The 25,933-nt window shown below is 65.1% G+C and carries 34 protein-coding genes and 1 pseudogene; 15 read left to right on the forward strand and 20 right to left on the reverse strand.

Annotation, left to right across the window (positions count from 1 at the left end):
* Positions 1-514: pseudogene (locus B1A78_RS22510) on the forward strand (hypothetical protein); the annotation flags it as partial.
* A 101-nt stretch (positions 515-615) separates the two neighbouring features.
* Here the strand turns inward: B1A78_RS22510 and rplL are convergent.
* From rplL to B1A78_RS02835, 3 genes are all read right to left on the reverse strand, one after another.
* Positions 616-987 (reverse strand): 50S ribosomal protein L7/L12, encoded by a 372-nt coding sequence (gene rplL, locus B1A78_RS02825; RefSeq protein WP_077145543.1) that lies wholly within the window; start codon positions 985-987, stop codon positions 616-618.
* Between the two features lie 58 nt (positions 988-1,045).
* Positions 1,046-1,561 carry a 50S ribosomal protein L10 gene (gene rplJ, locus B1A78_RS02830; protein WP_077145499.1) on the reverse strand — a complete coding sequence of 172 codons (516 nt, stop codon included), beginning with the start codon at positions 1,559-1,561 and terminating at the stop codon, positions 1,046-1,048.
* Between the two features lie 292 nt (positions 1,562-1,853).
* Positions 1,854-2,168: a hypothetical protein gene (locus B1A78_RS02835; RefSeq protein ID WP_077145500.1), complete on the reverse strand. Its 315-nt coding sequence runs from the start codon at positions 2,166-2,168 to the stop codon at positions 1,854-1,856.
* A gap of 135 nt (positions 2,169-2,303) precedes the next feature.
* Here B1A78_RS02835 and B1A78_RS02840 point away from each other — a divergent pair, with 135 nt between their 5' ends.
* The 5 genes from B1A78_RS02840 to B1A78_RS02860 all read left to right on the forward strand — a co-directional run bounded on the left by B1A78_RS02840 (position 2,304) and on the right by B1A78_RS02860 (position 4,529).
* The gene (locus tag B1A78_RS02840; RefSeq protein WP_372236862.1) at positions 2,304-2,894 is read left to right on the forward strand and encodes a PadR family transcriptional regulator; all 591 of its coding nucleotides are present in this window, start codon (positions 2,304-2,306) and stop codon (positions 2,892-2,894) included.
* Positions 2,895-2,908: 14 nt separating this feature from the next.
* Entirely contained in the window at positions 2,909-3,229 is a 321-nt protein-coding gene (locus tag B1A78_RS02845; protein WP_077145501.1) for a DUF2218 domain-containing protein, read from the forward strand.
* Between the two features lie 92 nt (positions 3,230-3,321).
* Positions 3,322-3,846, forward strand: coding sequence for a DUF2975 domain-containing protein (locus B1A78_RS02850; protein WP_077145502.1), 525 nt, complete (start codon positions 3,322-3,324; stop codon positions 3,844-3,846).
* The gene (locus B1A78_RS02855) at positions 3,846-4,052 is read left to right on the forward strand and encodes a helix-turn-helix transcriptional regulator (protein ID WP_077145503.1); all 207 of its coding nucleotides are present in this window, start codon (positions 3,846-3,848) and stop codon (positions 4,050-4,052) included. The genes B1A78_RS02850 and B1A78_RS02855 overlap by 1 nt, the downstream gene beginning before the upstream one ends.
* 138 nt (positions 4,053-4,190) lie before the next feature.
* Positions 4,191-4,529: a zf-TFIIB domain-containing protein gene (locus tag B1A78_RS02860; RefSeq protein WP_077145504.1), complete on the forward strand. Its 339-nt coding sequence runs from the start codon at positions 4,191-4,193 to the stop codon at positions 4,527-4,529.
* 3 nt (positions 4,530-4,532) lie between these two features.
* On the opposite strand, the gene B1A78_RS02865 is transcribed toward B1A78_RS02860, so the two are convergent.
* The 3 genes from B1A78_RS02865 to B1A78_RS02875 all read right to left on the reverse strand — a co-directional run bounded on the left by B1A78_RS02865 (position 4,533) and on the right by B1A78_RS02875 (position 6,922).
* A complete protein-coding gene (locus B1A78_RS02865; protein WP_077145505.1) occupies positions 4,533-5,930 on the reverse strand; it encodes an amino acid permease in 1,398 nt (465 codons plus the stop codon).
* Positions 5,931-5,991: 61 nt separating this feature from the next.
* Positions 5,992-6,630, reverse strand: coding sequence for a YoaK family protein (locus tag B1A78_RS02870; RefSeq protein WP_077145506.1), 639 nt, complete (start codon positions 6,628-6,630; stop codon positions 5,992-5,994).
* A 4-nt stretch (positions 6,631-6,634) separates the two neighbouring features.
* Complete coding sequence (locus B1A78_RS02875) at positions 6,635-6,922, reverse strand: 4a-hydroxytetrahydrobiopterin dehydratase (RefSeq protein WP_077145507.1); 288 nt, start codon at positions 6,920-6,922, stop codon at positions 6,635-6,637.
* A 53-nt stretch (positions 6,923-6,975) separates the two neighbouring features.
* On the opposite strand from B1A78_RS02875, the gene B1A78_RS02880 reads away from it, so the two are divergent.
* From B1A78_RS02880 to B1A78_RS02900, 6 genes are all read left to right on the forward strand, one after another.
* Positions 6,976-7,404: a metallopeptidase family protein gene (locus B1A78_RS02880; protein ID WP_077145508.1), complete on the forward strand. Its 429-nt coding sequence runs from the start codon at positions 6,976-6,978 to the stop codon at positions 7,402-7,404.
* Positions 7,401-7,985, forward strand: a complete 585-nt coding sequence (gene ccmA / locus B1A78_RS02885; protein WP_077145509.1) for a heme ABC exporter ATP-binding protein CcmA — start codon at positions 7,401-7,403, stop codon at positions 7,983-7,985. Before B1A78_RS02880 ends, ccmA begins: the two co-directional genes overlap by 4 nt.
* On the forward strand, positions 7,982-8,629 hold the full coding sequence (locus B1A78_RS02890) for a heme exporter protein CcmB (protein ID WP_077145510.1): 648 nt from the start codon (positions 7,982-7,984) through the stop codon (positions 8,627-8,629). The genes ccmA and B1A78_RS02890 overlap by 4 nt, the downstream gene beginning before the upstream one ends.
* Positions 8,626-9,036 carry a VOC family protein gene (locus B1A78_RS02895; RefSeq protein ID WP_077145511.1) on the forward strand — a complete coding sequence of 137 codons (411 nt, stop codon included), beginning with the start codon at positions 8,626-8,628 and terminating at the stop codon, positions 9,034-9,036. Before B1A78_RS02890 ends, B1A78_RS02895 begins: the two co-directional genes overlap by 4 nt.
* A gap of 88 nt (positions 9,037-9,124) precedes the next feature.
* Positions 9,125-9,283: a hypothetical protein gene (locus tag B1A78_RS22515; protein WP_179101959.1), complete on the forward strand. Its 159-nt coding sequence runs from the start codon at positions 9,125-9,127 to the stop codon at positions 9,281-9,283.
* 9 nt (positions 9,284-9,292) lie between these two features.
* Complete coding sequence (locus B1A78_RS02900) at positions 9,293-9,583, forward strand: hypothetical protein (RefSeq protein WP_077145512.1); 291 nt, start codon at positions 9,293-9,295, stop codon at positions 9,581-9,583.
* 71 nt (positions 9,584-9,654) lie between these two features.
* Here the strand turns inward: B1A78_RS02900 and rplA are convergent, their stop codons facing one another.
* From rplA to B1A78_RS02930, 6 genes are all read right to left on the reverse strand, one after another.
* A complete protein-coding gene (gene rplA, locus B1A78_RS02905; RefSeq protein WP_077145513.1) occupies positions 9,655-10,353 on the reverse strand; it encodes a 50S ribosomal protein L1 in 699 nt (232 codons plus the stop codon).
* A 4-nt stretch (positions 10,354-10,357) separates the two neighbouring features.
* Positions 10,358-10,789 (reverse strand): 50S ribosomal protein L11, encoded by a 432-nt coding sequence (rplK, locus tag B1A78_RS02910; RefSeq protein ID WP_058808269.1) that lies wholly within the window; start codon positions 10,787-10,789, stop codon positions 10,358-10,360.
* A 155-nt stretch (positions 10,790-10,944) separates the two neighbouring features.
* Positions 10,945-11,871 carry an acyl-CoA thioesterase II gene (locus tag B1A78_RS02915; protein WP_083733768.1) on the reverse strand — a complete coding sequence of 309 codons (927 nt, stop codon included), beginning with the start codon at positions 11,869-11,871 and terminating at the stop codon, positions 10,945-10,947.
* Positions 11,872-11,911: 40 nt separating this feature from the next.
* The gene (nusG, locus tag B1A78_RS02920; protein WP_077028837.1) at positions 11,912-12,448 is read right to left on the reverse strand and encodes a transcription termination/antitermination protein NusG; all 537 of its coding nucleotides are present in this window, start codon (positions 12,446-12,448) and stop codon (positions 11,912-11,914) included.
* Positions 12,449-12,478: 30 nt separating this feature from the next.
* Positions 12,479-12,676 (reverse strand): preprotein translocase subunit SecE, encoded by a 198-nt coding sequence (secE, locus tag B1A78_RS02925; protein ID WP_077145514.1) that lies wholly within the window; start codon positions 12,674-12,676, stop codon positions 12,479-12,481.
* A gap of 182 nt (positions 12,677-12,858) precedes the next feature.
* Positions 12,859-14,196: an MFS transporter gene (locus B1A78_RS02930; protein WP_077145515.1), complete on the reverse strand. Its 1,338-nt coding sequence runs from the start codon at positions 14,194-14,196 to the stop codon at positions 12,859-12,861.
* Positions 14,197-14,368: 172 nt separating this feature from the next.
* Between B1A78_RS02930 and B1A78_RS02935 the strand changes: the two genes are divergently transcribed.
* From B1A78_RS02935 to B1A78_RS02945, 3 genes are all read left to right on the forward strand, one after another.
* Positions 14,369-14,962, forward strand: coding sequence for a hypothetical protein (locus B1A78_RS02935; RefSeq protein ID WP_077145516.1), 594 nt, complete (start codon positions 14,369-14,371; stop codon positions 14,960-14,962).
* A gap of 137 nt (positions 14,963-15,099) precedes the next feature.
* Positions 15,100-15,714 carry a hypothetical protein gene (locus B1A78_RS02940; RefSeq protein WP_077145517.1) on the forward strand — a complete coding sequence of 205 codons (615 nt, stop codon included), beginning with the start codon at positions 15,100-15,102 and terminating at the stop codon, positions 15,712-15,714.
* A 42-nt stretch (positions 15,715-15,756) separates the two neighbouring features.
* Complete coding sequence (locus tag B1A78_RS02945) at positions 15,757-16,257, forward strand: hypothetical protein (RefSeq protein WP_077145518.1); 501 nt, start codon at positions 15,757-15,759, stop codon at positions 16,255-16,257.
* Positions 16,258-16,273: 16 nt separating this feature from the next.
* Here B1A78_RS02945 and B1A78_RS02950 read toward each other — a convergent pair whose 3' ends face one another.
* From B1A78_RS02950 to B1A78_RS02985, 8 genes are all read right to left on the reverse strand, one after another.
* On the reverse strand, positions 16,274-16,594 hold the full coding sequence (locus tag B1A78_RS02950; RefSeq protein WP_077145519.1) for a multidrug efflux SMR transporter: 321 nt from the start codon (positions 16,592-16,594) through the stop codon (positions 16,274-16,276).
* Between the two features lie 114 nt (positions 16,595-16,708).
* Positions 16,709-18,133 (reverse strand): aldehyde dehydrogenase family protein, encoded by a 1,425-nt coding sequence (locus B1A78_RS02955; protein WP_077145520.1) that lies wholly within the window; start codon positions 18,131-18,133, stop codon positions 16,709-16,711.
* Between the two features lie 105 nt (positions 18,134-18,238).
* Positions 18,239-19,351: an NAD(P)-dependent alcohol dehydrogenase gene (locus tag B1A78_RS02960; RefSeq protein WP_077145521.1), complete on the reverse strand. Its 1,113-nt coding sequence runs from the start codon at positions 19,349-19,351 to the stop codon at positions 18,239-18,241.
* Between the two features lie 12 nt (positions 19,352-19,363).
* Positions 19,364-20,248, reverse strand: coding sequence for a helix-turn-helix domain-containing protein (locus tag B1A78_RS02965; protein WP_077145522.1), 885 nt, complete (start codon positions 20,246-20,248; stop codon positions 19,364-19,366).
* Positions 20,245-21,456 carry a cytochrome P450 gene (locus B1A78_RS02970; RefSeq protein WP_077145523.1) on the reverse strand — a complete coding sequence of 404 codons (1,212 nt, stop codon included), beginning with the start codon at positions 21,454-21,456 and terminating at the stop codon, positions 20,245-20,247. Before B1A78_RS02970 ends, B1A78_RS02965 begins: the two co-directional genes overlap by 4 nt.
* Before the next feature lie 2 nt (positions 21,457-21,458).
* The gene (locus tag B1A78_RS02975) at positions 21,459-23,681 is read right to left on the reverse strand and encodes a TonB-dependent receptor (RefSeq protein WP_179101960.1); all 2,223 of its coding nucleotides are present in this window, start codon (positions 23,679-23,681) and stop codon (positions 21,459-21,461) included.
* A gap of 155 nt (positions 23,682-23,836) precedes the next feature.
* A complete protein-coding gene (locus B1A78_RS02980) occupies positions 23,837-25,177 on the reverse strand; it encodes an amidohydrolase family protein (protein ID WP_083733770.1) in 1,341 nt (446 codons plus the stop codon).
* Between the two features lie 79 nt (positions 25,178-25,256).
* The gene (locus tag B1A78_RS02985) at positions 25,257-25,721 is read right to left on the reverse strand and encodes a hypothetical protein (protein ID WP_077145525.1); all 465 of its coding nucleotides are present in this window, start codon (positions 25,719-25,721) and stop codon (positions 25,257-25,259) included.
* Positions 25,722-25,933 lie beyond the last annotated feature (212 nt).

Genomic DNA, 25,933 nt, shown 5'->3' on the forward strand with positions numbered 1-25,933 from the left:
CGTTGGCGGCGCGGCGCTGGCCTTTACCCGCCGTCGCAAGGCTCGCGACGAATGGGCCGAAACGACGGTCGAATATAACGATGTTCCGGTCGCCGCGCCCGTCGCTCCGCACATCGTTCGCGAACCGCAGCCTGCCCCTGCCCAGCCCGCTTACGCACTCAGCGAAGAGCAGGTCATCGCAACGCCCGCGCCCGCGCAGCGCTCGACCCCGGCCTTTGCCGCCGCGCCGAGCGGCAGCATGGGCCGCCATGAGGCGATGGCGCTCGTCGGTCCGACCGCGGACAATCCCTTCCTGACGCTCAAGAAGCGGCTCAAGCGCGCACGTTTCTATGACCGCAAGGAGCGCCACGAATATGAGGGCCTGCTCGACCAGCCGCAGGTCGCTCGCCAGCCGGTCAGCGCATGGGAGATCGCGAACCGTCCCGAACCCGCGCCCGCCAAGCAGACGACGCGCCGCCCCGACCAGGCGCCGCTCTTTCCCGGCCGGCTTCGTCCCGGATATGCCGGCAGCTGATCAGCCGCCAGCGATATCCGGAAACAGAAAAGGGCGGCGCCTCGCGGCACCGCCCTTTTCCTATTGCCTTGCCCCGGCCCGCAATCGGACCGGGAAAAACATTACTTGAGTTCGACGGTCGCGCCGGCAGCTTCGAGCTTCTTCTTCAGCTCTTCGGCTTCCGCCTTGCTCACGCCTTCCTTGATCGCCTTGGGAGCGCTTTCGACGAGCGCCTTGGCTTCGCCGAGGCCCAGGCCGGTGATCGCACGGACTTCCTTGATCGCGTTGATCTTGTTGCCGCCGTCACCGGTCAGGATGACGTCGAATTCGGTCTGCTCTTCAGCAGCCGGGCCAGCAGCGGCAGCGGCCGGAGCGGCAGCAACGGCAGCGGCAGCCGAAACGCCCCACTTTTCTTCGAGCATCTTCGACAGGTCAGCCGCTTCGAGGACGGTCAGGGTCGACAGTTCTTCAACGATCTTTGCAAGATCAGCCATGTTCATTCTCCATCAGAACCGGGAAATCCCGGTGGTAGTTTCAAGGGTTAATTCAAAATCACGCTGCGTCTTTGGCGGCATATGCGCCAAAAACCCGCGCCAACTGGCCGGCCGGGGCTGCGGCAATCTGCGCAACCTTGGTGGCCGGAGCCTGCACCAGACCGATGATCTTGGCACGCAGCTCGTCGAGCGAGGGAAGCGAAGCCAGCGCGGTAACGCCAGCCACGTCGAGCACCACGTCACCCATGCCACCACCAACGATTTCCAGCTTGGGGTTGGTCTTGGCAAATTCCACCGCGATCTTCGCAGCCGCGACCGCATCGGTCGAGGTTGCCAGCGCGGTGGGGCCGGTCAGCAGTTCGCCGATGCCGGTGTAGGACGTGCCGTCGAGCGCGATTTTGGCAAGACGGTTCTTCGTGACGCGAAAGTCGGCCCCGGCATCACGCATCTGCTGACGCAGCACCGTCGACTGAGCGACGGTCAGACCCAGGTTGCGGACGACCACAACCGAGGCAGCTGACGACAGGGTAGCGTTCAGCGAGGATACGGCTTCGGCCTTTTCCGTACGATCCATGCCTATACTCCACTCTGTGCCCGGTATCGCACGCGCAAGCGCACGCTGCCGGGCGGCTAAACCACGCAAAGGCCGGACCAGCCGAGGCTCGCCTGTCCTTTGCGCAACGATGTCCGATGGGGTCGGTCAAGCCGCGTCACCTGTTGCACAGGCGGGCGACCGATAAAGACTGTTCCCCGTCTCGGCTGGAAATTAAGAAGGGCATATTCCCTTCACCAACTGTCTCGGACGGAATCGCCGCTGCCGGAGCAGCGACAATGTGCGGTGGCCAATAGCGTCGCGGCGAACGAAGTCAAGGCGCGATGGCGCGACCGAGCGACGCGACTGTCCTGCAATTGACCCAAAAGGCCGCCAACTGAGCCATGACAGGGGCCCCGAAATCTGATAAGCCATTGAAACTTGATGCACCCCCCTTGCGCATCTCCGGCTTCGACAGGAGGGACCATTGGGTATTCTGGACATGTTTGGCGGTCGCCGCGCTGCCCGCAGGTTGGCGGACGATCTCGACGCGCTGCAGCAGATGCGTTTGAAGCATGGGGACAATACCCGCGCCGAACTCCAACGGCGCGCCGCCGATCGCGGGCTCAACGGCCGAGATCGCCGGCATTGGCAGCGCCTACTCGCCCTCGCCCTCGAAGACAATATCTGACCAAAATCTGAGGATTTTTGCACGAAGCCCCTTGCACGACCAATTATAAGATATATCTTAGAGCTATCTAGAAACACTCTAAGGACAATGATGATGATATATTTCGTAAAAGCGGGCGGGCGTGGCTGCGGCAAGCGCCACGGCATGCCTCGCGGCGGCGGACGGGGTTATGGCCATGGACGCGGCTTTGGCGGACGCGATGGCGAGGATGGCGGCCGATCGCGGCGCCGGATGTTCGACAGCGGCGAATTGCCGCTTGTCCTGCTTCGCCTGATCGCCGACGAACCGCGTCATGGCTATGACCTGATCCGCCGGATCGAGGAGCTAACCGGCGGCGCCTATGCCCCCAGCCCGGGGGTCATCTACCCCACCCTCACCCTGCTCGACGACATGGGTCAGATCGCGGCGCAGCAAAGCGACGGCGCGAAGAAATTGTTCGCGATCACCCCCGAGGGGCAGGCCGAGCTCGATGCCAACGCGGATCTCGTCGCGGCGCTGATCGCCCGGCTCGCTGCTGTCGGCGAAGAGCGGCAGCGGACCGACGGCGGATCGGTGCGCCGGGCGATGGGCAATCTGCGCAACGTCCTGGTCAATCGGCTGGGCGACCGCGACATCGACGAAGCGACGCTCCACGAGGTCGTCGCGCTGATCGACGAGGCGGCGCAGAAGATCGAGCGGCTTTGAAAGGAACAACGACCATGACCATCTCGGCAACCGCCAGTGTGCCCACCGCGCATGCGAGCAAATATCTGCAGCAGCTGTGCAAGCATTGGCAGCATAATCTGGCGGTCGAGTTTACCGCCGACCATGGCACGGTGACCTTCCCCAAGGACGCACGCGGGGCCGACTGGCCCGGCGACGGGCTCGTCACCTTCGATGCCGGCGCCGACGCGCTGGCGGTCCGCATCGACGCCAGCGTCGACGGCCAGCTCGAGGGATTGAAGGGCGCGGTCGCCCGCCATCTCGACCGCTTCGCCTTTCGCGAGGCACCGCTGGCGTTCGACTGGCAAGCAGCCTGACTCGCGATATATCGTTTTTCGATAATATCGATTGACGATATCGAAGATAAGAAATATATCGTTCTTCGATAATTAATCTATCGGAGAACGATATGTCCAAAAATCATTCGACGCTGCTCGCAGTGACGCGTGGGCTGTTGTGGCTGATGCTGACGCTGATCGCTGCGGCCTTCCTGTTCGTGATCGTCTCGGGCGGCGCGCTCGCGGTCATGTGGCCCGAGATCGCGGTCGAGGCGAAGAACAGCCAGATCTTCCTCGACGCGGGGAATATCCGGCCGCAGCTCTTCGCCCTCCTCGCGATCCTCGCCGCAGTGCTCGCCGCCGCCGTCTATATCGTCCGCAAGTTGCAGGCGCTGATCGCCACGGCGGCGACCGATCCGTTCATTCCCGCCAATGCGGCGCGGCTTCGCCATATCGGCTGGGCGCTCGTCGCGGTACAGCTGCTCGCGTTGCCGCTTGGATCGGTCGCGCGGAGCATCGCGGTTTCGACGAGCCAGTTCGCCGACATGGGCGGCATCAACCTGCAGAGCATCCTCGCAATCCTGCTCGCCTTCGTCCTCGCCGCCGTGTTCGAACGCGGCACCGCGATGCGCGACGAGCTGGAAGGAACGGTGTGATGGCGATCGTCGTGAAACTGGACGACCTGCTCCACGCCAAGCGGATGACGCTGACCGACCTGTCGGACCGCATCGGCATCACGCTCGCCAATCTTTCGATCCTCAAGACCGGCAAGGCCAAGGCGATGCGCTTTTCGACGCTTGAGGCGATCTGCACCGAACTCGGCTGCCAACCGGGCGACCTGCTGGCCTTCGAGCCCGACTAGCGGGGCGCCGCACCCGCCGCATCCTTGCCCCACCCCGCCTCCCCGGTCGCGGCGGGGCCTGTTTATCGGGGGCTTGGCGGAACGCGAATCCGGCATACAACGTTCAAGCATCGGCGGTCGCTTCTGGCCGCCTTTTGCATGACCAGGAAAGGAAGTTTTGTGACCGATTCCCAAGGGCTGTTATGTCCGACCTGCCGCGTGAATCTGACGATGTCCGAACGGCAGGGGATCGAGATCGACTATTGCCCGCAATGCCGCGGCGTATGGCTCGATCGCGGCGAACTCGACAAGATCATCGAGCGCAGCGAAGCCGCCAATGCCCCGCAGCAGCAGGCCGCCCCGCCGCCGCCGCCCCAGCAGCCGCAATATCGCGAGCAGGAATATCGCGGCGGCGAGCGCGGCTATGACGACCGCTATTATGGCAAGCCCTACAAGAAAAATTACAAGAAGAGCTTCCTCAGCGAATTGTTCGACTGACGATCATCCTGCGACGGCATTGCGCCGGGCATAGAGGAAATAGACACCCAGCCCGACGACATTCCAGATCAGGAACCAAAGCTGCGTCTGCGCCGGGAGGTTGAAAAAAAGATAGGCGCAGCCGAAGACCGCCCCGAGGCCGACCACCCACGGCAGCGGCGCGCGGAAGGTGCGCGGCGCGTCGGGGGCGCGGCGGCGCATGATGAGCATGCATATCGCAACGGCGGTGAAGGCCGCGAGCGTCCCGGCGTTGGCGAGCGCGGCAAGTTCGTCGAGCGGGATGAAACCCGCGAGGATCGCCACGACGATCGCCGTGAAGATGGTGATACGCACCGGCGACCCGCGCGACGACAGCTTGGCGAGGCTCGCGGGCAAGAGCCCGTCGCGCGCCATGGTGAAGAAGATGCGGCTCTGCCCATAGAAAAAGGCGAGGATGACGGTCGGCAGGGCCACCGCCGCCGAGACCCCGAGATACCAGGCCGCGCCGGGCTGGCCGAGTTCGCGCAGGATCAGCGCCAGCGGTTCGGGGCTGTTGGCGAATTTGCTGTAAGCGATCGCACCGACCGCCGCGACCGCGACGACGACATAGATGGCGACGCAGGCGATCATCGACCCGATGATCCCGATCTTGAGGTCGCGGTCGGGATTCTTGGTTTCCTCGGCCGCGGTCGCGATCGCATCGAAGCCATAGAAAGCGAAAAAGATGATCGCCGCGGCGGCCATGACGCCGCGCTCGACCCCGTCGGGGCCGACATGCTTGGCAAAGCCGAAGGGATTGAAGGGCTCGAGATTGGCCGCGTCGAATGCGGGCAGCGCGACCGCGACGAACACCGCCAGCGCGATGATCTTCACGACGACCAGGATCGCATTGACCGTCGCGCTCTCGCGCGTGCCGAACAACAGCATGCCCGCGACGACCGCGATGATCGCGATGGCGGGCAAATTGACGATGCCGCCGAGTTCGGGGCCCTGCATCAGCGCCATCGGTACCCCGACCGATGCGTGAAGCAGCGGCGCGACATAGCCCGACCAACCGACCGCAACGGCGCTGACAACCAGCGAATATTCGAGAATCAGGCTCCAGCCGACGATCCAGGCGATGAGTTCGCCGATGACGACATAGCTGTAGGTATAGGCGCTGCCCGACGCCGGGATCATCGTCGCCATTTCGGCATAGGCGAGCGCGGCGAAGACGCAGATAAGCCCGGCGATAGCGAAGGACAGGATCACCGCCGGGCCCGCCTTGGCGGCGCCAACGCCGATCAGCGTCAGGATGCCGGTGCCGACGATCGCGCCGACGCCGAGAGCAATGAGGTGCGGCCAGCCGAGCGTGCGCGCCAGCCCCTGTCCTTCGTGCGTTTCCGGAACGATGGTTTTGCGGCGCAGCAGGCTGTTCGACATAGAGGCTCCCCTGATTTTCGTTGCTTGTGAAACGGGATTTGGGAGAAGGCAAGTCGCGCCGTCAGCCGGCGTGAGCGACCTTCCCCGCCCGCCAGGCCAGCGCGGCGGCGAAGGCCGCCGCCAGACCATAAGCCGCGGGCGCCGACCACAGAACCGTCCGCGCGCCGACGATGGCACCCGCAACCAGCGCACCCCATAGCAGCAGATGCCCAAGCCAGCGGCCGTCGTCGCCGCCGCGGAGCGCATTGGCGATCTTGTGCCCCAATTGCACCAGCGTGCCAGTCATGTAGGTAACGCCGACAATCGTACCATTGCGAGCCGGAAGCGCGGCATTGACGGCGCCCATGGCAAAGGCAAGGCATAGGACCGGCGGCCACCCGGGAAGCGCCAGCCGCAAACCGATCGCCGCGGCCAGAAGAACCGCAACCGACGCCAGGACGATGCGCGACTGCCGCGGCCCCGATCGCGCCGCGACCAGCGCTCCTGCGACCACGCCGGCCACGAACATGATGATGATTCCGCCGGCAATCGCCGCTGCACCCTGCCATTGCGCCAGTCCAACGGCCAGCCGGGTCGAATTCCCCGTCATGAACGAGACGAAGAAGCCCGCCGATTCCACAAAACCGATCGCATCGACGAAGCCCGCAAGGGTCGCGATGCCGACCGCCAGGTGCTGATGGCTGCGTTCGAAGCGGATCATCGCGCTAGAGCAGCGCCTCGATCGCCTCGGCGAGCTTTGCGTCGCGCTCCGACAGCCCATCGGCGTCGTGCGTCGTGAGCAATATGTCGACGCGGTTGTAGACGTTCGACCATTCGGGGTGATGATCCATCTTTTCGGCGATGATCGCGACACTTGCCATGAAGCCGAAGGCCTGCGCGAAATCGTCGAATTTGAAGCGGCGGGTGATCGCGTCGCGCTGCGGTTCGTGCGTCCAGTCGGGGAAGCGCGCGAGCAGGGCGTCGCGCGCGGCATCGTCGAGTTTCTGGACCATCGCTTCGTCTCCCTGCTGGTAATGGCGCGACGCTCCCCATAAGGAAGGGCGCGATGAGCGACAAGACCGCCCTTTCCTCGCTTCCCGCCGGCTGGACCGGAATGGCCCCCGACACCGACGCCCTCTTCGCGATGGCCGAGGCCGCGCTCGACAGCCTGCCCGCGGTGTTCGCGCCGCATATCCGCGACGTCGTGATCGCGATCGAGGAATTCGCCGACGACGAGGTTCTGAAGTCGGTCGATATCGAACATCCCTATGACCTCACCGGCCTTTATGAAGGCCGCCCGCTGACCGAGCGCAGCATCGATGCGAGCGGCGGCATGCCCGACCGCGTCACCCTCTATCGCATCCCGATCCTCGTCGAATGGATCGAGAGCGGCGAAAGGCTCGACTGGCTGGTCCGCCATGTGCTGATCCACGAGATCGGGCATCATTTCGGCTTCTCCGACGACGACATGCACGCGCTGGAAGATATGGCGTGACCGAGCTCCTGCGGCTGGACCGGGTGGCGTGCGTTCGCGGCGACCGGCTGCTGTTCGAAGGGCTGACGCTGGCGCTGAACCGCGGCGAGGCGCTGTGGCTGCGCGGCCCGAACGGCGCCGGCAAGTCGAGCCTGATCCGCGTCGCAGCGGGGCTGCTGCGCGCCTCGGCCGGCACGGTCGAGCGCTTCGGCCGCGTCGCGCTGATCGACGAGGCGGCGGCGCTCGATGCCGAATTGCCACTGCGCCGCGCGCTCGATTTCTGGGCGCGCGTCGACACCGTCGATGGCCACACCGTCGACCGCGCGATGGAGGCGATGGCGCTGCACCCGCTCGCCGAGGTGCCGGTATCGATGCTGTCGACCGGGCAGCGCAAGCGCGCCGCGATGGTGCGGGTGATCGCCAGCAGCGCGCCGATCTGGCTGCTCGACGAGCCCGCGAACGGCATGGACGATGCGGCGCAGGCGCGACTGGTTGCGGCGGTGGCGACGCACCGGGCGAACGGCGGCGCGGTGTTGCTGGCGTCGCATTTCGCGCTGGGCATTCCCGATCTGGCGGAGCTCGACATGGGGGCGCTGGCGTGACGATGCTGATCGCCCTGTTCTGGCGCGACCTCCGGCGCGCGTGGGGCAGCGGCGCGCTGTGGCTGCCGGTGCTGTTCTTCCTGCTCGTCGCGACCGCCTTTCCCTTCGCGGTCGGCCCTGATGCGCCGCTGTTGCAGCGGGCGGGCGGCGGCATGGTGTGGGTCGCCGCGCTGCTCGCGGCGCTGCTGCCGATCGACCGGCTGGTGCGCCCCGACCGCGATGCCGGGGTGCTCGACCAGCTTGCGGTGCGCGGGGTCGCCGACGAGGTGATCGCGGCGGTGAAGATCCTGGCGCACGCGATCGGATTTGGCCTGCCGCTGTTGATCGCGCTGTTCCCGGCCTCGGCGCTGCTGGCGCAGGATGCGGGCCGGGTCGAGACGCTGGCGACGGGGATCGCGATCGCCATCCCTGCCCTCGCCTCGCTCGCGGTGCTCAGCGCCTCGCTGACCGCGGGGCTCAAGGGCGGCAATGCGATCGGCGGGCTGCTCGTGCTGCCGCTCGCGGTGCCGCTGCTGATCTTTGGTGCCGGCATGCTCGACCCGTCGGGACGCGGCGCGATCAAGCTGCTCGCCGCGGTGAGCCTTCTCCTGACGGTGATCGGACCGTTCGCGGCGGGCGCGGCGCTCCGCGGACTGCGCGAATGACGCCGCAATCGCTCGCGCATGTCGCGCTGGTGGTGCGCGACTATGACGAAGCGATCGATTTCTATGTCGGGACGCTGAGCTTCACGCTGGTCGCCGACGAATATCAGCCGGCACAGGACAAGCGCTGGGTGCTCGTCGCGCCGCCGGGGAACCCCGAGGGTGGTACGACGATCCTGCTGGCGCGCGCGGCGAACGCGGAGCAGGCGGAGTTTATCGGCAACCAGTCGGGCGGGCGCGTCTTCCTGTTTTTGCAAACCGACGACTTCGCCCGCGACTATCAGCGCCTTCTCGACAAGGACGTGCGGATCGAGCGCGAGCCGATCGAGGCCGATTACGGCACCGTCGCGGTGTTCCTCGACCTCTATGGCAATAAATGGGATTTGATCGAGTTTCGCCGGCCGGCGTGACGATCGATGGATGGTTTCCCACCTTAACGAGACAAAAGATACGCATGGGCGCGTCCGGAATGTCTCCTTTGTCGCGTTAAGGCCTGGAATGGCGAAGGACATCGTCGCGACGCTGTTCGAGGCAAGCGAGTTGATCATCCACGAGGGTAGATCATGGCGCGATTTATTAGGAAAGAGTTTTATCGAGATGTCCGCTAGCGACCGGTTGCGGGCGTTCACCCTTGCTCTCAGGATTATGTTCGAATAGCGGCGTAGCATGGTAGACACTGGCTTATCCGTGACCCTCAATGCAGATCAGGCTCTGGTTCTTTTCGATCTTTTAGCTCGTTGGGAAGGTGACAAGGATGCGCCTAGACCGTCTGACGAATGTTTTGAAAGCGCGGCGGAAGTAAGAGTTCTTATCGACTTGTTTCAGAAGCTGGATGAAGAGCTTGTGCCTATGTTGTCCGCCTGTGAGCAATATGAAGACGCGGTTCGCCAAGCGCGTTTACGCGTTGCGAGCGGCGACGGCGTCGCGCTGCTCGGCCCGTTCCGCAACGGCAGCTAGCCACCCCAAAGCAGACATAAGAAAAGGGCCGGAGTTTCCCCCGGCCCTTCGCTAAATCGCAGTGCCTGAAATCAGGCGCCGGTGACGTCGGCGGTGTCGACCTTGACGCCCGGGCCCATCGACGACGACAGCGCGATCTTGCGGACATATTTGCCCTTCGCGCCGGCCGGCTTGGCCTTGACGATCGCATCGACGAAGGCGTCGAAGTTCTGGCGGAGCTTTTCCTCGCCGAACGACAGCTTGCCGAGGCCGGCGTGGATGATGCCGACCTTTTCGACGCGGAATTCGATCTGACCGCCCTTGGCGGCCTTCACGGCTTCGGCGACGTTCGGGGTCACGGTGCCCAGCTTCGGGTTCGGCATCAGGCCCTTCGGACCCAGCGTCTTGCCGAGGCGGCCGACGATGCCCATCATGTCCGGCGTCGCGATGACGCGGCCATAGTCGAGGTTGCCCGCGAGCATGTCTTCCATCAGGTCTTCGGCACCGACCTTGTCGGCGCCGGCGGCCAGCGCCTTTTCGGCATTGTCGCCGCGCGCGAACACGGCGACCTTGACGTCCTTGCCGGTACCGGCGGGAAGCGTCACGACGCCGCGGACCATCTGGTCGGCGTGGCGCGGATCGACGCCGAGGTTCATCGCGATTTCGAGCGTTTCGTCGAACTTGGCCGAGGCCAGCTCGCGAACGGTCTTGATCGCTTCGTCGACAGCATGAAGCTTCAGCGTGTCAACCTTGCCCTCAAGGGCCTTCTGCTTCTTGGTCAGCTTTGCCATCGGATCAGCCCTCCGTCACTTCGAGGCCCATCGAGCGCGCGCTGCCCTCGATGATCTTCGTCGCCTGTTCGATATCGTTCGCGTTGAGATCCTTCATCTTGATCTCGGCGATTTCGGCGAGCTTCGAGCGCGCGATCTTGCCACCGCTGATCTTGCCGGGTTCCTTCGAGCCCGACTTCAAGTTCGCGGCCTTCTTGATGAGGTAGGTCGCCGGGGGCGTCTTGGTGACGAACGAGAAGCTCTTGTCGGCAAAGACGGTGATGATGGTCGGGGTCGGGGTGCCCTTTTCCATGGAATCGGTCGCGGCGTTGAACGCCTTGCAGAATTCCATGATGTTGACGCCGCGCTGACCGAGTGCCGGCCCGAGCGGCGGCGACGGGTTGGCGGTGCCGGCGGGCACCTGCAGCTTGATGTAGCCGCTGATCTTCTTAGCCATGATGGCCTCCTGTCTTTCTGTCGCCCCGGATGGATCCGGGGCTCAAAATTAGCGGTCAAGCAGAAGGGCATCACCCCTTCCTCCCGCGCGGAATCACGCCCGTATCTGACGCGAAGCGGCGCCGTTAGCGGCAAACCGGCCACGAAGCAAGGCTTTTAGCCCTGCGGCACCATCCGGATCAGCCCTTCCTGAACCGCCGAAGCGATCAAAGTGCCGTCCTGACGATAGACCAGCCCGCGGTTGATCCCGCGGCCGCCGCCCGACCAGTCGCTGTCCATGACATAAACGAACCAATCGTCGACGCGGATGTCGTCATGGAACCACATCGCATGGTCGAGGCTGGTCGAAAACAGCCCCGGCTGAGTCCAGGTCAGCCCGTGCGGAACCATGGCGGACGACAGCAGCCCCATGTCCGAGGCATAGGCGAGCAGCGCGCGGTGGGTCAGCGGATCGTCGCCGACCGGCGCGGCGATGCGGAACCATTCATAATGCATCGTCGAGGCGGCGCCCGGCGCCGGGCGGAAGCTGCGCACCTCGAACGGGTGGTTGGTCGCCATCTGCTCGAGCCGCGCATCGTCGATCAGCGGATCGGCGGCGATGACGTCGCCGAAATCGCGGCATGCCTCGGGCGGCAAGAGGTCGGGCATCGGCGCTTGGTGCGCAAGGCCCTGCTCGGGCGCCTGGAACGAGGCGGTGAGGTTGAAGATCACCTTGCCGTCCTGGCGCACGACGACGCGGCGGTTGGCAAAGCTGCGCCCGTCGAAGTCGCGGTGGACGCGAAAGTGCAACGGCTTGGTCTCGTCACCGCCGCGCAGGAAATAGGCGTGGAGCGAATGGACGACCTTGCCCGGATCGACCGTGCGCGCCGCGGCGACCATCGCCTGCGCGATCACCTGCCCGCCGAAGATGCGCTCGCGCGTCGGCTTCTTGAAGGCGGGATAGGTGAATTCGTCGGGTTCGTCGGCGGCTTCGAGATCGAACAGCTTGACGACGCGGCGGACGACGCGTTCGCGGTCGATCGACGCGTGAATGTCGCGGGCGCGATCCGCCCGGGCCTGAATCTCGGCGGGAGTCAGGCTCATATCATCATCCAATCCATTCGGGGAGCGATGGCCAAGGCCATCACTTCATGCGTTCGACCTGTTCGAAGTCGAGTTCGACCGGGGTCGCACGACCGAAGATCGAGACGCTGACCTTGACGCGCGCCTTTTCGAAATCGAGCTCCTCGACCAGCCCGTTGAAGCTGGCGAAGGGACCGTCGAGCACCTTGACCTGGTCGCCGATTTCGTAATCGACGCGAATTTCCTGCTTCGGACGGGCTGCGGCCTCTTCCTTGCTGTTCAGGATGCGCGCGGCTTCGGCTTCGCTGATCGCCTGCGGCTTGCCCATCGAACCGAGGAAACCGGTGACCTTCGGCGTGTTCTTGACGAGGTGATAGACGTCGTCGGTCATCGTCAGCTTGGCGAGGACATAACCGGGGAAGAATTTCCGCTCGGCCTGAACCTTCTTGCCGCGCTTCACCTCGGTGACCGTCTCGACCGGCACCTCGACCGATTCGACGAGCTGCGACAGACCCATGCGTTCGGCTTCGGCGATCACCGAGTCGCGGACCTTGTTCTCGAAACCCGAATAGGCGTGAATGATGTACCAGCGCGCCATGTCTATATTATCCCTGTAAGCCTGCGCGGATCAGCGCGCGAGCGACGTCAGCCAGGTGACGATCGCGTGGAAAACCGTGTCGACGCCGAGGAAGAAGAAGGAAAGGATCGTGGTCATGATCAGCACCAGGATCGTCGTCTGCACCGTCTCGCGGCTGGTGGGCCAAACGATCTTGCGCGCTTCGTCCTTCACCTGATTGATGAATTGGCCGGGGCTGGTCTTCGCCATGATCCTGCTGTCCTCGTAAGCGTCCGAATATCCGCCAGATGGGTTGCCCTGCCCCAAGCGTCAACTCTGCTTTGGGCAATAGTCCGCCCACCCTCCCCGAGCATGTCGGCGAAAGGCGGAAGGAAAACGGCGCATCTGTCCGAATGGTGCGGCCTTTACTTGCGCGCGGGAGCGATTGCAAGTCAAAGGCTGGCGGCGCGATGCGGCATGTGCGGGCGCATCGCGAGCAGCAGGAAAATCATGATCGTCCAGCTCGTGACCGGCTGGAGCACGAAGAGCAGGTGCAGCGCACCGGCCGACGCCTTGCCGTCCTGCGGATCGAAGCCGACGAGGCCGAGCAGCGCGTAGCTGACCGCGATCGCGGCGGCGACGCCGAATTTCTGCATCAGGTTCAGGAGCGCGAAGAGGAAGGCCGAGCGGCTGCGACCGCAGCGCGCGGCATCGCGCGGGACGAGGTCGGCAAGCATCGAATAGATGAAGAGCAGCCCGACGAAGCCGGTGCCGAGCAGCAGCGAAAAGCCCGCCGCCTGGACGAGCCCCTGCGGCTCCTGCGCCAAGGTGCCGAGCAGGAGGGTCGAGACGAGCAGCGCCATCGCGACCATCGTCGCGGGCTTGCCGAAACGCCGCGCGAGGATCGTCCAGACCGGCGAGGCGATGGCGCCGCCGATGAAGCTGGCGAACAGCAGCACCGCGCTCTGCGCGTCGAGATCGAGCACCGCGGCGGCAAAGAAGATGAAGAGCGAGGTCAAAGAACCGAAGGCGAAGCTGTTGAGGAAGGTCACCCCGAACAGGAGCATCAGCGGTGCGAAGCCGAGCGAGGCGCGGATCTCGCTGCGCCAGCCGATGCCGGGTTCGGCGACGACCGACCGGAGCGGCACCTGGCGGATCGCGAACAAGGCGATCGGCACCATGACGAGGAACAGGCTGGCATAAGCCAGGATGCGCCCCTGCAGGCTGATGCCGGGCATCAGCATCTGCGCCGCCGCGGGTGCGGCGAAGGCGGCGATCAGCGCGAGCTTCGCGAACCAGTCGCGCATGCCATAGAGTAGCGCGCTGTCCGCCGGGCTGCGCACCAGCGCCGCGCCCCACGACAATTGCGCGACCTCATAGAGGCTGTAGCTCGAATAGAAGAGCACCATCAGCAGGAAGAGCGCCGCGAAGGGCAAGGCGTTGCCGATGGTGACGATGGTGAGGAGGAGCAGCGCGAGCGGCACGAGCGCGAGCAGCATCCAGCGCCGATGCGCGCCGAGTCCGGTGCGGACGCGGTCGATCATCGTCCCGATCAGCGGATCGACGACGCCGTCCCAGATCGTGGTGAGCGAAAAGAGCAGCCCGACCAGCCCGACCGCGATCACGCCCCCTTCGGCGATATAGGGCGGCAGATAGACGCTGAACGGCAGGCTGAGGATCGCGGTCGGCCCCGCGGTCGCGGCAAAGGCGGCGACGGTGCGCGGGCGCAGCGACGCGTCGGGCGATTCGCGCGGGTCCGCCGGGGGTGCTGCCGTCGAAATATTCCCCACCCTGCCGCTCTCCGATCCGCCCCGACGCTTTCAGTAATTGACACTGATGTCAACATAGGTGCGCCATGATGGCAGGCCGGACCCTAAAAACTATTGGCGTTGCCTTCGCCGGGCGGGGCCAATAGCCCGACGATGGGGTTCAAGGGGGCATGGCGTTGAAAGTTCACCATTCATGCGCTGCGGCGCGGCGCCCGACCGGCGTGCGGCGATGCCGCTGAAACGCGTGCTCCCGGCATCGGCGGCTGCCGGCTTGCTGCTGGCCGCTTCGCTGGCCTTTGCGCAGGATATCATCATCGGTATCCCGCGCGATTCCTCGACGCCGCGACCGCCCGCCGAACGCAGCGCCGCACAGCGCGAGCGCGACCGGGCTATCGAGGCCGAAGTGTCGCGACTGGGCGAACATCGGCGCCAGGAGGCCGAGCGGCTGGTCGATATGCGACTGAAGGCCGAAGCCGCGCGGAAAAAGTCCGTCCCCGCCGCTGCCTTGCCGCAACCGCCGCCATATCCGGCCTATGTGCCACCCCCGGCATTAGCCCAGACGCAACCGCCCAAGGGATATGTCGATCTCAGCGACTCCAGGCCCATCAGCGCCGCCAATCCGAATGAGGCGCGCATAGCCTTTGAAAAGCTCCAGCGCTGCGATCACGGTCCCATCCAATATCCCGTCAGCCCCGCCTGCTATCCCGACGGGTCGGGAAAATATAATTGCCAAGCGCGGATACGCTGCCCGCTCCGCCTCGGCCCGGGCGGAGCGAAGCAGGAATGACCGCCGGGATGCTGGCCCGGGTTCTCGCCACGCGCGTCATCTTTGCGACGACCTTCCCGAAAGCCCGCTGCAATCCTGCGACGATCTCGGCTCCCGGCGCGAGGATGCGTCGGCGCCAACCCCGACGGAGTTCCACGATGAAATCGATTGTCCGCCCGAGCCTGCTCCTCGCCATCGCCGCCGGGATGTGGACCGCCGCTCCGGCCACCGCGCAAACCGGTCAGCAAACGCCGGAAAATGCGCATCGTTTCCTTTCAACGCTGGCGAACGAAAACCGCATCGGCTTCGAGACCCCGAGCTATTTCTACGAGGTGAAATTCTATAGTTCGACCGGCTATAATGGCGAGTATCGGATAACCAGCCGGCTCGATCGTTTCCCGGCGCCGGGTGGACGGCTGACCATGCGCTTCCTGGGGAGCGGCGGTTGCAAATCGACGATCGAGCCCTTCCCAATCGCCTTTCAGGCCTATCAGCGTGAAGCCGACACGCCGCGGCGAAATATAACGATCCCCGGCCGCGAGAGCTGGCACGATTACATTCCGCACCTCGAATATATCAACGCCAACGGGATCGACTGGTCGCGGCTGAGTTCGGTCGCCCCCGACGGCGCGAAACTGACCCTGAACGGCGGCGCGTTCAGCGGCGGGGCGATCTATCTCTATTTCGAGTCGCCCGAAATGGCGACACGCGCCGCCTATGCGATCGAGGTGATCCGCCAGTCCTGCGACCCGGTCGCCAGCACCGGATTCTGAGACCGCCTTGGCGACATCCCTTTCCGCGATGGAGTTTCCCCGATGAAATCGAACATGCGCTCGATCCTGTGCCTGTCGCTTGCCGCAGCGGCATCGACCGCCACGCCGGCAGCGGCCCAGACCGGGCAACAGACGCCCGAAAACGCCAAGAAATTCATCGAATTGACGATGCTCGGTGCCGAGATCAGCCCGCGCGATTATTATCCCTATCAGATATATATCAGGCTGGTTCCGACCGGGCAGGGTCCCTATTCCAATGGCCTCTGCTATATCAGCTTCAGGGTGACGAAGACCGTAAAATTGCGCGGCGAGCCGGAACAGTCCTACACCGACGGGACGATCGGACTGGATTTCCAGTCGATGTCCGATGTCCGCAGCGAAGGATCGGTCGTGTTCATGGCGCAGCCCGCCCCCATGGATTACAGCCTCAAGACAGGGCTGTCGGCGGTCCATCTTCCTTCCGAGGATCTCGCGACGCGCCTCGCCTTCGCGATGACGTTTCTGAAGGCGCACTGCAACCCGGCGGACAATCTGGGCTTTTGATGCCGGCGCGCCACAATCAGGCGGGCGACGAGAGTTTCATCAACACAAGCCCAGCGACGATGAGCAGCGCCGCGACGATGCGCGTCGCGCTCGCCTGTTCGCCGAGGATGGCGATGCCGACAACGAAGGCACCGACCGCGCCGATGCCGGTCCAGATCGTATAGGCGGTGCCGAGCGGCAGCGATTTCATCGACAGCGACAGCAGCGCGAAGCTCGCGATCATCGCGGCGATGGTCACCGCCGACGCGGCGGGGCGGGTGAAGCCTTCGGACTGTTTCATCGAAAAGGCCCAGACGATTTCGAGCAGACCGGCGATTGTGAGATAGATCCAGGCCATGGGCGGCGGCCTCCCTTAAAGAGCCGCCGGGCCGTCCCGGACTTGATAACCCGCATCATGCAGGCGAGGACGTGGCCCCTGTCGGCGCCCAGATAGGACCGACAGGGTGCGCGTTCAAGCCGCAGATTTTCGCCGCACGATCGTCTGCGCATTGGTATATTCGAGCAGGCCTTCGAGCCCGCCCTCGACCCCGACGCCCGACTGTTTCATGCCGCCGAATGCCGCGGTCGGCGACAGATGCTGGGTTTCGTTGACCCACACCGTCCCGCTCGCGATGCGCTGCGCGATGTCGAACGCCTTATCCTCGTCGCGGCCCCATACCGAGCCGCCGAGGCCATAGTCGGTCGCATTGGCGCGCGCGACGACATCGTCGAGATCGTCGAACTTGAGCAGCGGCAGCACGGGGCCGAACTGCTCCTCCTGCACGATACGGCTGTCCTCGGGCGGGTTGTCGAGGATGGTGATCGGGATGAAATAGCCGGGCACGTCGGCGGCCTCGCCGCCGACAAGAAATGTATAACCCTTGTCCTTGGCATCCTCGATCAGTTCGAGCACGCGGCGGTACTGCGCCGCATTGTTGATCGGACCGATCTGCGTCCCCTGTTCGGAGCCATCGCCGACCTTGACCGTCTTCGCATAGGCAACGAGCGCGTCGCGGAGCGGCTCGTAGATGTCCTTGTGGACATACATGCGCTTGGTCGCGATGCAGATCTGGCCGTTGTTGCGGAACGCGGCCCAGAACAGCTCCTCGGCGACCTTTTCGACATCGACGTCGGGCATCACGATCGCAGCGTCGTTGCCGCCGAGTTCGAGCGTCACCCGCTTCAAGGTCGGCGCCGCCGATTCCATTACGCGGCGCCCCGTCGCGGTCGATCCGGTGAAGCTGATCTTGTCGAAGCCGGGGTGCGAGGTCATCCACGGCCCCAGCGCGTCGCCGCCGGTGACGATGTTGAGCACCCCCGGCGGCAGCATGTCCTTGACCAGCTCGCCGAATTTCAGCGTCGCGAGCGGGGTGAAGGGTGAGGGTTTCAGCACCATCGTATTGCCCGCGAGCAGCGCCGGGCCGACCTTGAACATCGCGAGGATCATCGGGAAATTCCACGGCGCGATCGCCCCGACGACACCGAGCGGGACATGGCGCGTCTCGCTATAGCGTTCGGCGCTGTCCTCGTTGACCGTGACCGGCAGGTCGAGGCTCGATGCGCCCATCAGCCAATAGCCGGCGCCCATGATCTCGCCTTCGGCCTCGCTATGCGGTTTGCCCTGTTCGGCGGTGAGCAGCCGTTTGAAGGCGTCGGCGTTGGCCATGACGGCCTGTCCCATCGCCATCAGCGCGGCCTTGCGGTCGGCGATCGGGGTCGCCGCCCAGCCGGGGAAGGCCGCGCGTGCTGCCGCGATCGCGCGGTCGAGGTCGTCGCGCGTCGCGTCGGGGACGCTCGCGATCGCCTGCTCGGTTGCGGGGTTCAGCACGTCGAAGCGAGCACTGCCGTCGTCGAGCTTGCCGCCGATCAGCATCTTGTAGTCACGGTCGAAATCCATCGTCTCTCTCCTTTGGCTCGCCCCGGGACGGCGTCAGCTTGTTGACCTGTTCACGCGCAATTGTCGGCGCGTCCTGTTTTCACAACTCCCAAAAGCGCGGAGTTGCTATGGTATCAGCACGACCTTGATGCACTCGCCGCGCGCCTGTGCCGCCAGCGCTTCGTTTATCTCGGCGAGCGGGAAGGTCCGGATCAGCCGATCGAACGGAAAGCGCCCCGCGGCATGATGCGCGATCAGTTCGGGGATGAAGGCCTGCGGGTCGCTGTCGCCCTCGATGATCCCGATGATGCGGTGCCCGGGGGTCATCAGCGCCGCGATATTGACGCTGATCGCGGCGTCCGCCTTCGACGGCACCCCGACCAGCCCGATCGCGCCATGGCTGCCGAGCGACGCCAGTCCGGCCTCGATGACGGGAACGATACCGCTGGTGTCGAAGGCGAAGTCGAGCCCGGCGGGGACGATTTCGCGCAGGGCGTCGGCTAGATTTTCGGCCGCCGCAGGGTCGATGACATGCGTCGCGCCCAAATCCCGCGCGATATCGCGCCGCGCTGCGATCGGTTCGACGAGGATGATCGTCGCACAGCCCTGGATGACCGCGCCCATCACCGCAGCAAGCCCGACGGGGCCGCCGCCGAAGATGGCGATGCTCGATCCGGCCGGGCACGCGAGCGAGTTCATCACGCCGCCCGCGCCGGTCTGGAAACCGCAGCCCAGGGGTCCGAGCAGTTCGAGCGCGACGTTCGATGTATCGACCTTCACGACGTTGCGCGCGCGCGTGACGGTGAGCGCCGAGAAGGAGGACTGGCCGAAGAAATGCGAGGTGACGCGCTCGCCGCCCTTGGCATAAGCGGTCGAGCCGTCGTCGAGCCGCATCCCGGCATAGTTCAGCGGCACGAAGTTCTGGCAATAGCTCGGCAGATGCTCGTCGCAGCGCGGGCAGGCGCCGCAGCTCGAAAAGCCGACGACGACCTGGTCGCCGACCGCGAGCCCCTCGACGCCCTCGCCGACCGCCTCGATCACCCCCGCGCCTTCGTGGCCGAGCACGCCCGGAAGCGCGAAGGGCGCGAACTGGTCGCGGAAGATCAGGTCGGTGTGGCACAGGCCGACGCCGGCGATCGCCACGCGCACTTCGCCCGCGCGCGGCGCTTCGACCTCGATCGTCTCGATCGTGAAATCGCCGCCGGGCTGCCGCACCACCGCGGCCATCGCTTCGCTCATATCCTTCTCCGTTCAGTGAAGTCCGCGCCGTTCCTGCTGGCGATAGTCGCTCGGTGCGATCCCGAACCAGGCGCGGAAGGCGCGGCTGAAATGGCTCTGGCTGGTAAAGCCCGTCGCCTCCGAGAGCGCGGCGAGGCTGAGGTCGGTCTGGACGAGCATCTGCTGCGCCCGGTCGAGCCGCGCCTTCATCACATATTGATGCGGTGAAATGCCCGTCGCCTTCTTGAACAGGCGGCAGAAATGCGACGGCGTCACCCCGGCGACCGCCGCCATCGCGTCGAGGCTATGTTCCTCGGCGGGGTTGGCGAGCACCGCATTCATGATCTTGTGGAGCCGATAGGCCGAAAAATCGGACACGGGGATTTCGGTCGGATTGCCATGCGCGGGCGGGCCGGAGAGGATATGCGCCTTCAGCGCACCCACCATCGCCGCCACATAAGCAGTGCGCTCCTCGGCCGGCGGCGCATAGAGTTCGGCAAGGATCTGGCGCGTCAGCGCGACGCCGAGCGGATCGGCGAAAGCGAAACGCATCTTGTTGAACTGGTCGGCATAGGGCTGGCCCGCGAGCACATCCGATGACATCGACAAGGTAACGACGTCGAGCTCGCCGTCGACGAGCCAGCCCGTCGGCTGCCCTGCAGGCACGATCGTCGCGCAGCCGGGGATCGAACTGGTCTCGGTCCAGCCGTCGCGGTCCCAGGTCTTGACCTGCGGCTTTCCCGCGACATGGACGGTGAAGATCGGCTGCGGCAGCGCGGGCAGCGTATAGGTGCCGACGAACTGGCGCCAGCGGCACAGCGACCAGCCGTCGCCGAACGATCCCATCTCGACGTCGGGCGCACGGCCGAGAACGTCGCAGATGATCGCCTTATTGTCCCAGACGCTTTCCTGCTTCACGCCACCAGCCTGACGTCGAGCCGCTTGAAGCCGTTGATGAAGTTCGACCGCACGCGGCTCGGCTCTCCCATGATTTCTATCCGCCGAACATGGCGCGCCATTTCGGCAAAGGCCAGCCGCAATTGCATCTCGGCGAGGCGCGATCCGACGCACACATGGACGCCGGCGCCAAAGGCGAGATGCTGGCGGATCGGCCGCGCGATGTCGAAGGCGTCGGGATCGGCAAAGACCGACGGGTCGCGATTGCCGGCGGGATAGAAGACGACGACCTTGTCGCCCTTGCGGATCGCCTTGCCCCCGAGTTCGGTGTCGCGCGTCGCGGTGCGGCGCATGTGGATCACCGGGCTGGCATGGCGGACCATTTCCTTGACGGCGTTCGGCAGCAGGCCGGGATCGACGCGGACGGCATCCCATTGATCGGGGTTGTTCGCAAAGGCGATCAGGCTGTGGTTGATCGAATTGCGCGTCGTCTCATTGCCGCCCACCAGCGCGAGGATGAGGTTGCCGATAAAATCGCCGAGCGGGACGGGTTCTCCATGGATCTCGGTGTTCGCGAGCAGCGAGGCGATGTCGGGTCCCGGATTGGCGCGGCGCTCGTCGAACAGCGCCGAGGCGAAGGAGATGAATTCGCCCATCACCGCCGCCATGGCCTCTGGCGACTGGCGGAAATCGGGGTCGTCCTCGCCGACGAAGGCGTCGGTCCAGCGATGGAGATCGTGCCACATCTCGGCGGGCACGCCGAGCAGTTCGGCGAGCGTCAGCAGCGGCAACGGCACCGTGAGCAGCGAGAGGATGTCGACCGTCTCGTTCAGCGGCACATCGGCGAAGAGCCGCTCGACACGCTCGGCAATCCGCGCCTCGATTCCTTCGAGCCGGCCGGGCGACAGCGCGGGCATCACGAACTTGCGATATTGGGTGTGCGTCGGCGGATCGCGCGAGATGAAGGGGATGCCGATCGCCGACTCCCCCGCGCCCGTCAGCCCGACCTCATTCTCGTTGAAGATGCGGTGCCCGCCATTCTCGTGCGCCGAGGAGAAAAGATCGGCCTGCCGCGACACCAAATTGATCTCGTCGAACCCCAGCACTGCCCAGAAGCCGGCACCGTCGGCTTCTGGGTTCCAGTGGACCGGGCCCGTAGCGCGCAGCGCTGCAAGCTCGGCATAGGGCATGCCGCCGACATAGAGGTCGGGGTCCTTCAGGTCGGTCATCGTCAGAAGCTGTAACGCAGGCTAACACCATAGGTGCGCGGCGCCGACGGCACGAGGAAGTTGTAGGGGAACCCCGCCCCCCGCAGGTCGAGGCCATAGCCATAGGTCTTGCGCTCGAAGATATTGTTCGCGAACGCGCGCACCGTCAGCGCGTCGTTCGACCAGCTGAGCGACGCATTGACCTTGGCATTGGCGCCCTGTTGCAGTTCGCTGTTCATCTGCGGCGTGCCCGGCGCATTTATGTCGTTGAACGGCGAGAAATATTGGCGGCTCGAATAGGCCATGTTGGGCGCGAAGGTGATCGTACCGCCACCGACCTCGACCATATCCCATTCGAACCCGAGCTGCGCGGTGAGCTTGGGCGCAAAGGGCAGTTCGTTGCCCGACAGGTCGGCGCCCTGCAGCGTCAGTTCCTTGTACTTGGAGTGCAGCCAGCCGAGCGATGCGTTGACGCGCAGGCCGTCGGTCGGCCGCAGCGTCGTCTCGACCTCCAGCCCATAAACCTCCGATGAGGGCGCGTTGACGAGGAAGGAAACCGGCCCGGCGCGCGTGTCCTGCAGCTGCTGGTTCGAATAATCGTAATAAAAGGCCGAGGCGGCATAGGTCAGCAACCGGTCGGCGGTACGCCCCTTGATCCCGATCTCATAGGCGTTGACGCGCTCGGGCTCGATATAGCCGATCCCCGCCGACGAGGTGTAACCGCCGCCGTTGACCGCGCCCGCGCGATAGCCGCGGTTGTAGCTCGCATAAACCAGCGGGCCGTCGTCGAAGGTGTAGCTGAGCGCGATGCGCCCGGTCAGCGCATTGTTGGTGTCGGCGAGCGCGAAACGCGCGTCGGGATCATAGGCGCAGGTCCCCGCGACGCCCGGACAGGGCACGGTGGTCGCGATCGGCGTCTGCGAATCGTCGACCCCGCCGATGAACAGATAGGCGAAGGCGTCGTCGTAGCGCGACTTGTCCTTGGTGTAGCGCGCGCCGAGCGTCAGCACGAGCCGGTCGGCGAGGTCGATATCGGCCTGCCCGAACACCGCGTAGCTTTTGCGAACCTGCCGGTAATGCTGGAAGAAGCCCCCGGCCGGCGGCAGCGGCAGGTTGAAGGTATTGTCGGTGATATTGCGGTCCCAGCCGTAGAAGAGCCCGCCGACGAAATTGATCCCGTCGCCCTCATAGTTAGCACGCAACTCCTGGCTGAATTGGCGGTAACGCGATTGCCAGTTGATATCGAGGATATCGAGCGGCGATCCGTCGGCTGCCTGCTGGAGATCCTGCTTGCCGCCGTCATAGCTGGTGATCGAGGTCAGACTGAGCGTATCGCTGAGTTCCAGCGCGATATTGGCCGAGAATCCCCAGACATCGGTGCGGTTCTCGCCGATGCGATTCTCATTGGTCTCGAAAAAGCCGAGCCCGGCGCGAAAGGGTTCGAGGCCGTGCACCGCGGCCTGCGTCCCGCGATCGCGCCCGGCATAGGCGCGGAGCACGATGTCGAGCGTCTCGACCGGCTTGACGCGGAGCGAGGCGCGCCCCTGCAGCGTATCGACCGACGCGGCGTCGCGTCCGCCAGGAAAGACATTCCGGATCTGGCCATCACCCTTGGCATAATTGACCGCAAGGCGGAGCCCGGCGACATCCTCGGCAAGCGTCGCCTCGGCGGCGCCCTGCGCGGTAAAGGTATCGAAATTGGCGTAGCCGACCTGAAGATAGCCGTTGCTGCCCGACAGATCCGGCTTCTTGGTGATGAAGTTGATCGCGCCGCCGGTCGTGTTGCGGCCGAACAGCGTCCCTTGCGGCCCGCGCAGCACCTCGATCCGGTCGAGGTCGAACAGGCCCATGCCGTGGCTGGTGCGTGGGGCGAGATAGACGTCGTCGAGATAGACGCCGACGGGCGAGGCCTGATTGCTGTTATATTCGTTCGCGACCCCGATGCCGCGCAGCGAGAAGTTCGGCTGGGTATCGCCATAGGGGCTGTTGATCTGGAGATTGGGCACCGCGTCGCCGAGCTGCGACGAATTGGTGATGCCCCGCTCGGCCAGCGTGTCGCCGCCGAGCGCGGTGACCGCGAGCGGCACGTCGAGCAGCGACTGTTCGCGGCGCTGCGCGGTGACGACGATGTCGCCGTCGGTCGCAACGCTGTCGTCGGCGGGCGGCGCGTCCTGCGCGAACGCCAGTGTCGATGTCGAAACAGTCAGCGCCGCGATGACGACGCGCGCAAATGACAATGCTGCCACAATCCTTCTCCCTCAAAGCCAGGCCTCTGCGAGCCTCCGTTGGGAGAAAATCTAGGGCATTGCGGCAGGCGTGGCTTTAGCCGCGCTTGCAATCAGTTTTGACATTTCTTGCGCGGCCCGTCCGCGAACATAGCGTGGAACGACATCCTCGCCGGTCAGGCGGGCATCAGATTCTTGTGGATGACGCCGTCCTTTACGATCAGCAGCAGGTTTTGGGCATAATCCTCGAGCAGGTGCAGGTCGTCGAGCGGATTGCCGCGCACCAGCAGCATATCGGCCCAGCCGCCCTCGCGGATCACCCCAAGCGCGGCCTGCCGATATGGGTTGCGGCGACCGCTGCGCCCGAACAGCTCGCAATTGCCGGAGGTGGCGATGCGCAGCACCTCGGCATTCGTATAAATGGCGCCGAAGCGCGGCAGCATCGCATTTTCGGTGCGCGACGTCGGACTTCGCCAGAAGAGGTCGGTGCCGAAGGCGACCTTGACGCCATGCTTCTTCGCGAGCCGAACGGCCGACTGCCACCCTTCGCCGCCGAGCGATTCCTTCGCCTTCACCTGCTGTTCGGCGGTCAATATATTGTCGCCATCCTCGAACGGCTGGATCGACAGCCAGGCGCCTTTTTCGGCGATCAGCGCGGCGGTGCGGTCGTCGATCGCATGGCCATGCTCGATCGACAGCACCCCGGCTTCGAGGCAGCGGCGTACGCCGGCGGGGGTATAGGCATGGGCGCAGGCATAGGTGTCCCAGTCGGTCACGGCGCCGACGATCGCGCGCATTTCGTCGAGCGTATATTGCACCGTGTCGATCGGGTCATGATCCGACGTCACCCCGCCGCCCGCCATGATCTTGATCTGCGACGCGCCGCGCTTGAGCTGTTCGCGCGTCGCGGCGAGCACTTCGGGCACGCCGTTGGCGACTGCGGTCATGCCCTTTTGCTGGCGGATCGTCGGGCGACCGCCAAGCGCGGTCGGCAGTTCGCCGACCGGTTCGGGATCGCCATGGCCCGAGGTCTGCGAGATCGCCGCGCCGCTGGGGTAGCAACGCGGTCCGGGCATGATGCCCTGGTCGATCGCATTCTTGATCCCGAAGATCGCGCCCGCCGTGTCGCGCACCGTCGTGAAGCCGCGCATCAGCTGATATTCGGCGTCCTTGAAGATCATCGCGATATGCGTCGCGTCGTCGGAGCCCATCCACGGCACGCCGCGCACCGCCGCCATATGCCAGTGCGCGTCGGTCAGGCCCGGCATCAGCGTCTGCCCCGCACCATCGATCACGGTCGCGCCCGCCGGGACCGGGATGTCGCCCGCCGACACCGCGTCGATGCGCTTGCCGGTGACGCGCACATTGCGCGGTTGGCGCGTGCTGCCGGTGCCGTCGAACAGCATCACATTGCGAATCAGGATCGTCGCGGGCGGCGCATCGGCCGCCGACGCCGCCGCCAGCGGGGCAAGGCCGATGCCCGCCAGAACGGCGCGGCGTGTCGGTTGAAAGCTCATATCGTCTCCGTCATGGCGCCAGCGTGCGGCCGGGACGCGGCCGCGACAACGGCCAGCTTCGCCGGCCGGAAGGGACCAGCTATTGACCGCGCATCTTGGCCGCGCGCTCGCTCTCGATCTGCGCCACCCATTTTTCGGCGGTCAGCGGGCCGGTGCCTTCGAAATGGACATGGTCGGCCATCTTCTCGCGTATATCGACGAAATAGAGCAGCCCGGACGGCAGCCCCATTTCCTTGGCCTTGGCCGCCATCGCCGCTTCCTGCGCGGGCGTCGGTTTCGGGCGCGCAGGCTTGTAGAGCAGCACGTCCCAGCCCTCGCCGCCGGCATGCAGGAACAATTGCGTCGGCGGCTGGCCACCGGCGGCGCTGACCTTGTCCCATTTCTCCATGTCGCGGATGAATTCCTCGGTCTTGCCGGGAACGAGCCGGAACATTTCGAAGACCGGCGTCGTCATTTCGACGGCAGCGGGATCGGCCGCTTCCTTGGCCGCGGCAGGTGCGGTCAGGCCGAGAGCCAACAGGGCGAAAGTCAGGCTGCGCAGCATCGGATAGTCCCCTCGTGATAGAGAAGGCAGCGTGCATCGCGGCCGCTTGGGCGACAAGCGGCGATGCGGGTAACCGATCGGGAGATGGGTAAGATGCGTTCGTCCCGACACGCCAGATTACCCATCGATGGCCCGCTTACCCCATGGTCCCGCTTCCTTGGCCGGCCGCGCGCGATTAGTCTTGGCTGGCAATTTCTGCGCTCATGCTTTCA

It is taken from the genome of Sphingopyxis sp. KK2 (genome assembly GCF_001990265.1).
GTDB lineage: Bacteria > Pseudomonadota > Alphaproteobacteria > Sphingomonadales > Sphingomonadaceae > Sphingopyxis.

Excerpts from the sequence above, each read along its gene's own strand:
- secE (WP_077145514.1), bottom strand. The coding sequence starts at position 12,676 with ATGGCGAAGACCAGCCCCGGCCAATTCATCAATCAGGTGAAGGACGAA.
- rplK (WP_058808269.1), bottom strand. The coding sequence starts at position 10,789 with ATGGCTAAGAAGATCAGCGGCTACATCAAGCTGCAGGTGCCCGCCGGC.
- B1A78_RS22515 (WP_179101959.1), top strand. The coding sequence starts at position 9,125 with ATGGCGAAGGACATCGTCGCGACGCTGTTCGAGGCAAGCGAGTTGATC.
- rplJ (WP_077145499.1), bottom strand. The coding sequence starts at position 1,561 with ATGGATCGTACGGAAAAGGCCGAAGCCGTATCCTCGCTGAACGCTACC.
- B1A78_RS02865 (WP_077145505.1), bottom strand. The coding sequence starts at position 5,930 with ATGTCGAACAGCCTGCTGCGCCGCAAAACCATCGTTCCGGAAACGCAC.
- B1A78_RS02915 (WP_083733768.1), bottom strand. The coding sequence starts at position 11,871 with ATGAGCCTGACTCCCGCCGAGATTCAGGCCCGGGCGGATCGCGCCCGC.
- B1A78_RS02940 (WP_077145517.1), top strand. The coding sequence starts at position 15,100 with ATGAAATCGATTGTCCGCCCGAGCCTGCTCCTCGCCATCGCCGCCGGG.
- B1A78_RS02875 (WP_077145507.1), bottom strand. The coding sequence starts at position 6,922 with ATGGTCCAGAAACTCGACGATGCCGCGCGCGACGCCCTGCTCGCGCGC.
- nusG (WP_077028837.1), bottom strand. The coding sequence starts at position 12,448 with ATGGCGCGCTGGTACATCATTCACGCCTATTCGGGTTTCGAGAACAAG.
- B1A78_RS02835 (WP_077145500.1), bottom strand. The coding sequence starts at position 2,168 with ATGCCGGCGATCTCGGCCGTTGAGCCCGCGATCGGCGGCGCGCCGTTG.
- B1A78_RS02840 (WP_372236862.1), top strand. The coding sequence starts at position 2,304 with ATGATATATTTCGTAAAAGCGGGCGGGCGTGGCTGCGGCAAGCGCCAC.
- B1A78_RS02855 (WP_077145503.1), top strand. The coding sequence starts at position 3,846 with ATGGCGATCGTCGTGAAACTGGACGACCTGCTCCACGCCAAGCGGATG.
- B1A78_RS02980 (WP_083733770.1), bottom strand. The coding sequence starts at position 25,177 with ATGAGCTTTCAACCGACACGCCGCGCCGTTCTGGCGGGCATCGGCCTT.
- B1A78_RS02895 (WP_077145511.1), top strand. The coding sequence starts at position 8,626 with ATGACGCCGCAATCGCTCGCGCATGTCGCGCTGGTGGTGCGCGACTAT.
- B1A78_RS02985 (WP_077145525.1), bottom strand. The coding sequence starts at position 25,721 with ATGCTGCGCAGCCTGACTTTCGCCCTGTTGGCTCTCGGCCTGACCGCA.
- B1A78_RS02955 (WP_077145520.1), bottom strand. The coding sequence starts at position 18,133 with ATGGATTTCGACCGTGACTACAAGATGCTGATCGGCGGCAAGCTCGAC.
- B1A78_RS02880 (WP_077145508.1), top strand. The coding sequence starts at position 6,976 with ATGAGCGACAAGACCGCCCTTTCCTCGCTTCCCGCCGGCTGGACCGGA.
- B1A78_RS02945 (WP_077145518.1), top strand. The coding sequence starts at position 15,757 with ATGAAATCGAACATGCGCTCGATCCTGTGCCTGTCGCTTGCCGCAGCG.
- B1A78_RS02950 (WP_077145519.1), bottom strand. The coding sequence starts at position 16,594 with ATGGCCTGGATCTATCTCACAATCGCCGGTCTGCTCGAAATCGTCTGG.
- B1A78_RS02970 (WP_077145523.1), bottom strand. The coding sequence starts at position 21,456 with ATGACCGACCTGAAGGACCCCGACCTCTATGTCGGCGGCATGCCCTAT.
- B1A78_RS02960 (WP_077145521.1), bottom strand. The coding sequence starts at position 19,351 with ATGAGCGAAGCGATGGCCGCGGTGGTGCGGCAGCCCGGCGGCGATTTC.
- B1A78_RS02850 (WP_077145502.1), top strand. The coding sequence starts at position 3,322 with ATGTCCAAAAATCATTCGACGCTGCTCGCAGTGACGCGTGGGCTGTTG.
- rplA (WP_077145513.1), bottom strand. The coding sequence starts at position 10,353 with ATGGCAAAGCTGACCAAGAAGCAGAAGGCCCTTGAGGGCAAGGTTGAC.
- B1A78_RS02935 (WP_077145516.1), top strand. The coding sequence starts at position 14,369 with ATGCGCTGCGGCGCGGCGCCCGACCGGCGTGCGGCGATGCCGCTGAAA.
- B1A78_RS02900 (WP_077145512.1), top strand. The coding sequence starts at position 9,293 with ATGGTAGACACTGGCTTATCCGTGACCCTCAATGCAGATCAGGCTCTG.
- rplL (WP_077145543.1), bottom strand. The coding sequence starts at position 987 with ATGGCTGATCTTGCAAAGATCGTTGAAGAACTGTCGACCCTGACCGTC.
- B1A78_RS02845 (WP_077145501.1), top strand. The coding sequence starts at position 2,909 with ATGACCATCTCGGCAACCGCCAGTGTGCCCACCGCGCATGCGAGCAAA.
- B1A78_RS02860 (WP_077145504.1), top strand. The coding sequence starts at position 4,191 with ATGACCAGGAAAGGAAGTTTTGTGACCGATTCCCAAGGGCTGTTATGT.
- B1A78_RS02870 (WP_077145506.1), bottom strand. The coding sequence starts at position 6,630 with ATGATCCGCTTCGAACGCAGCCATCAGCACCTGGCGGTCGGCATCGCG.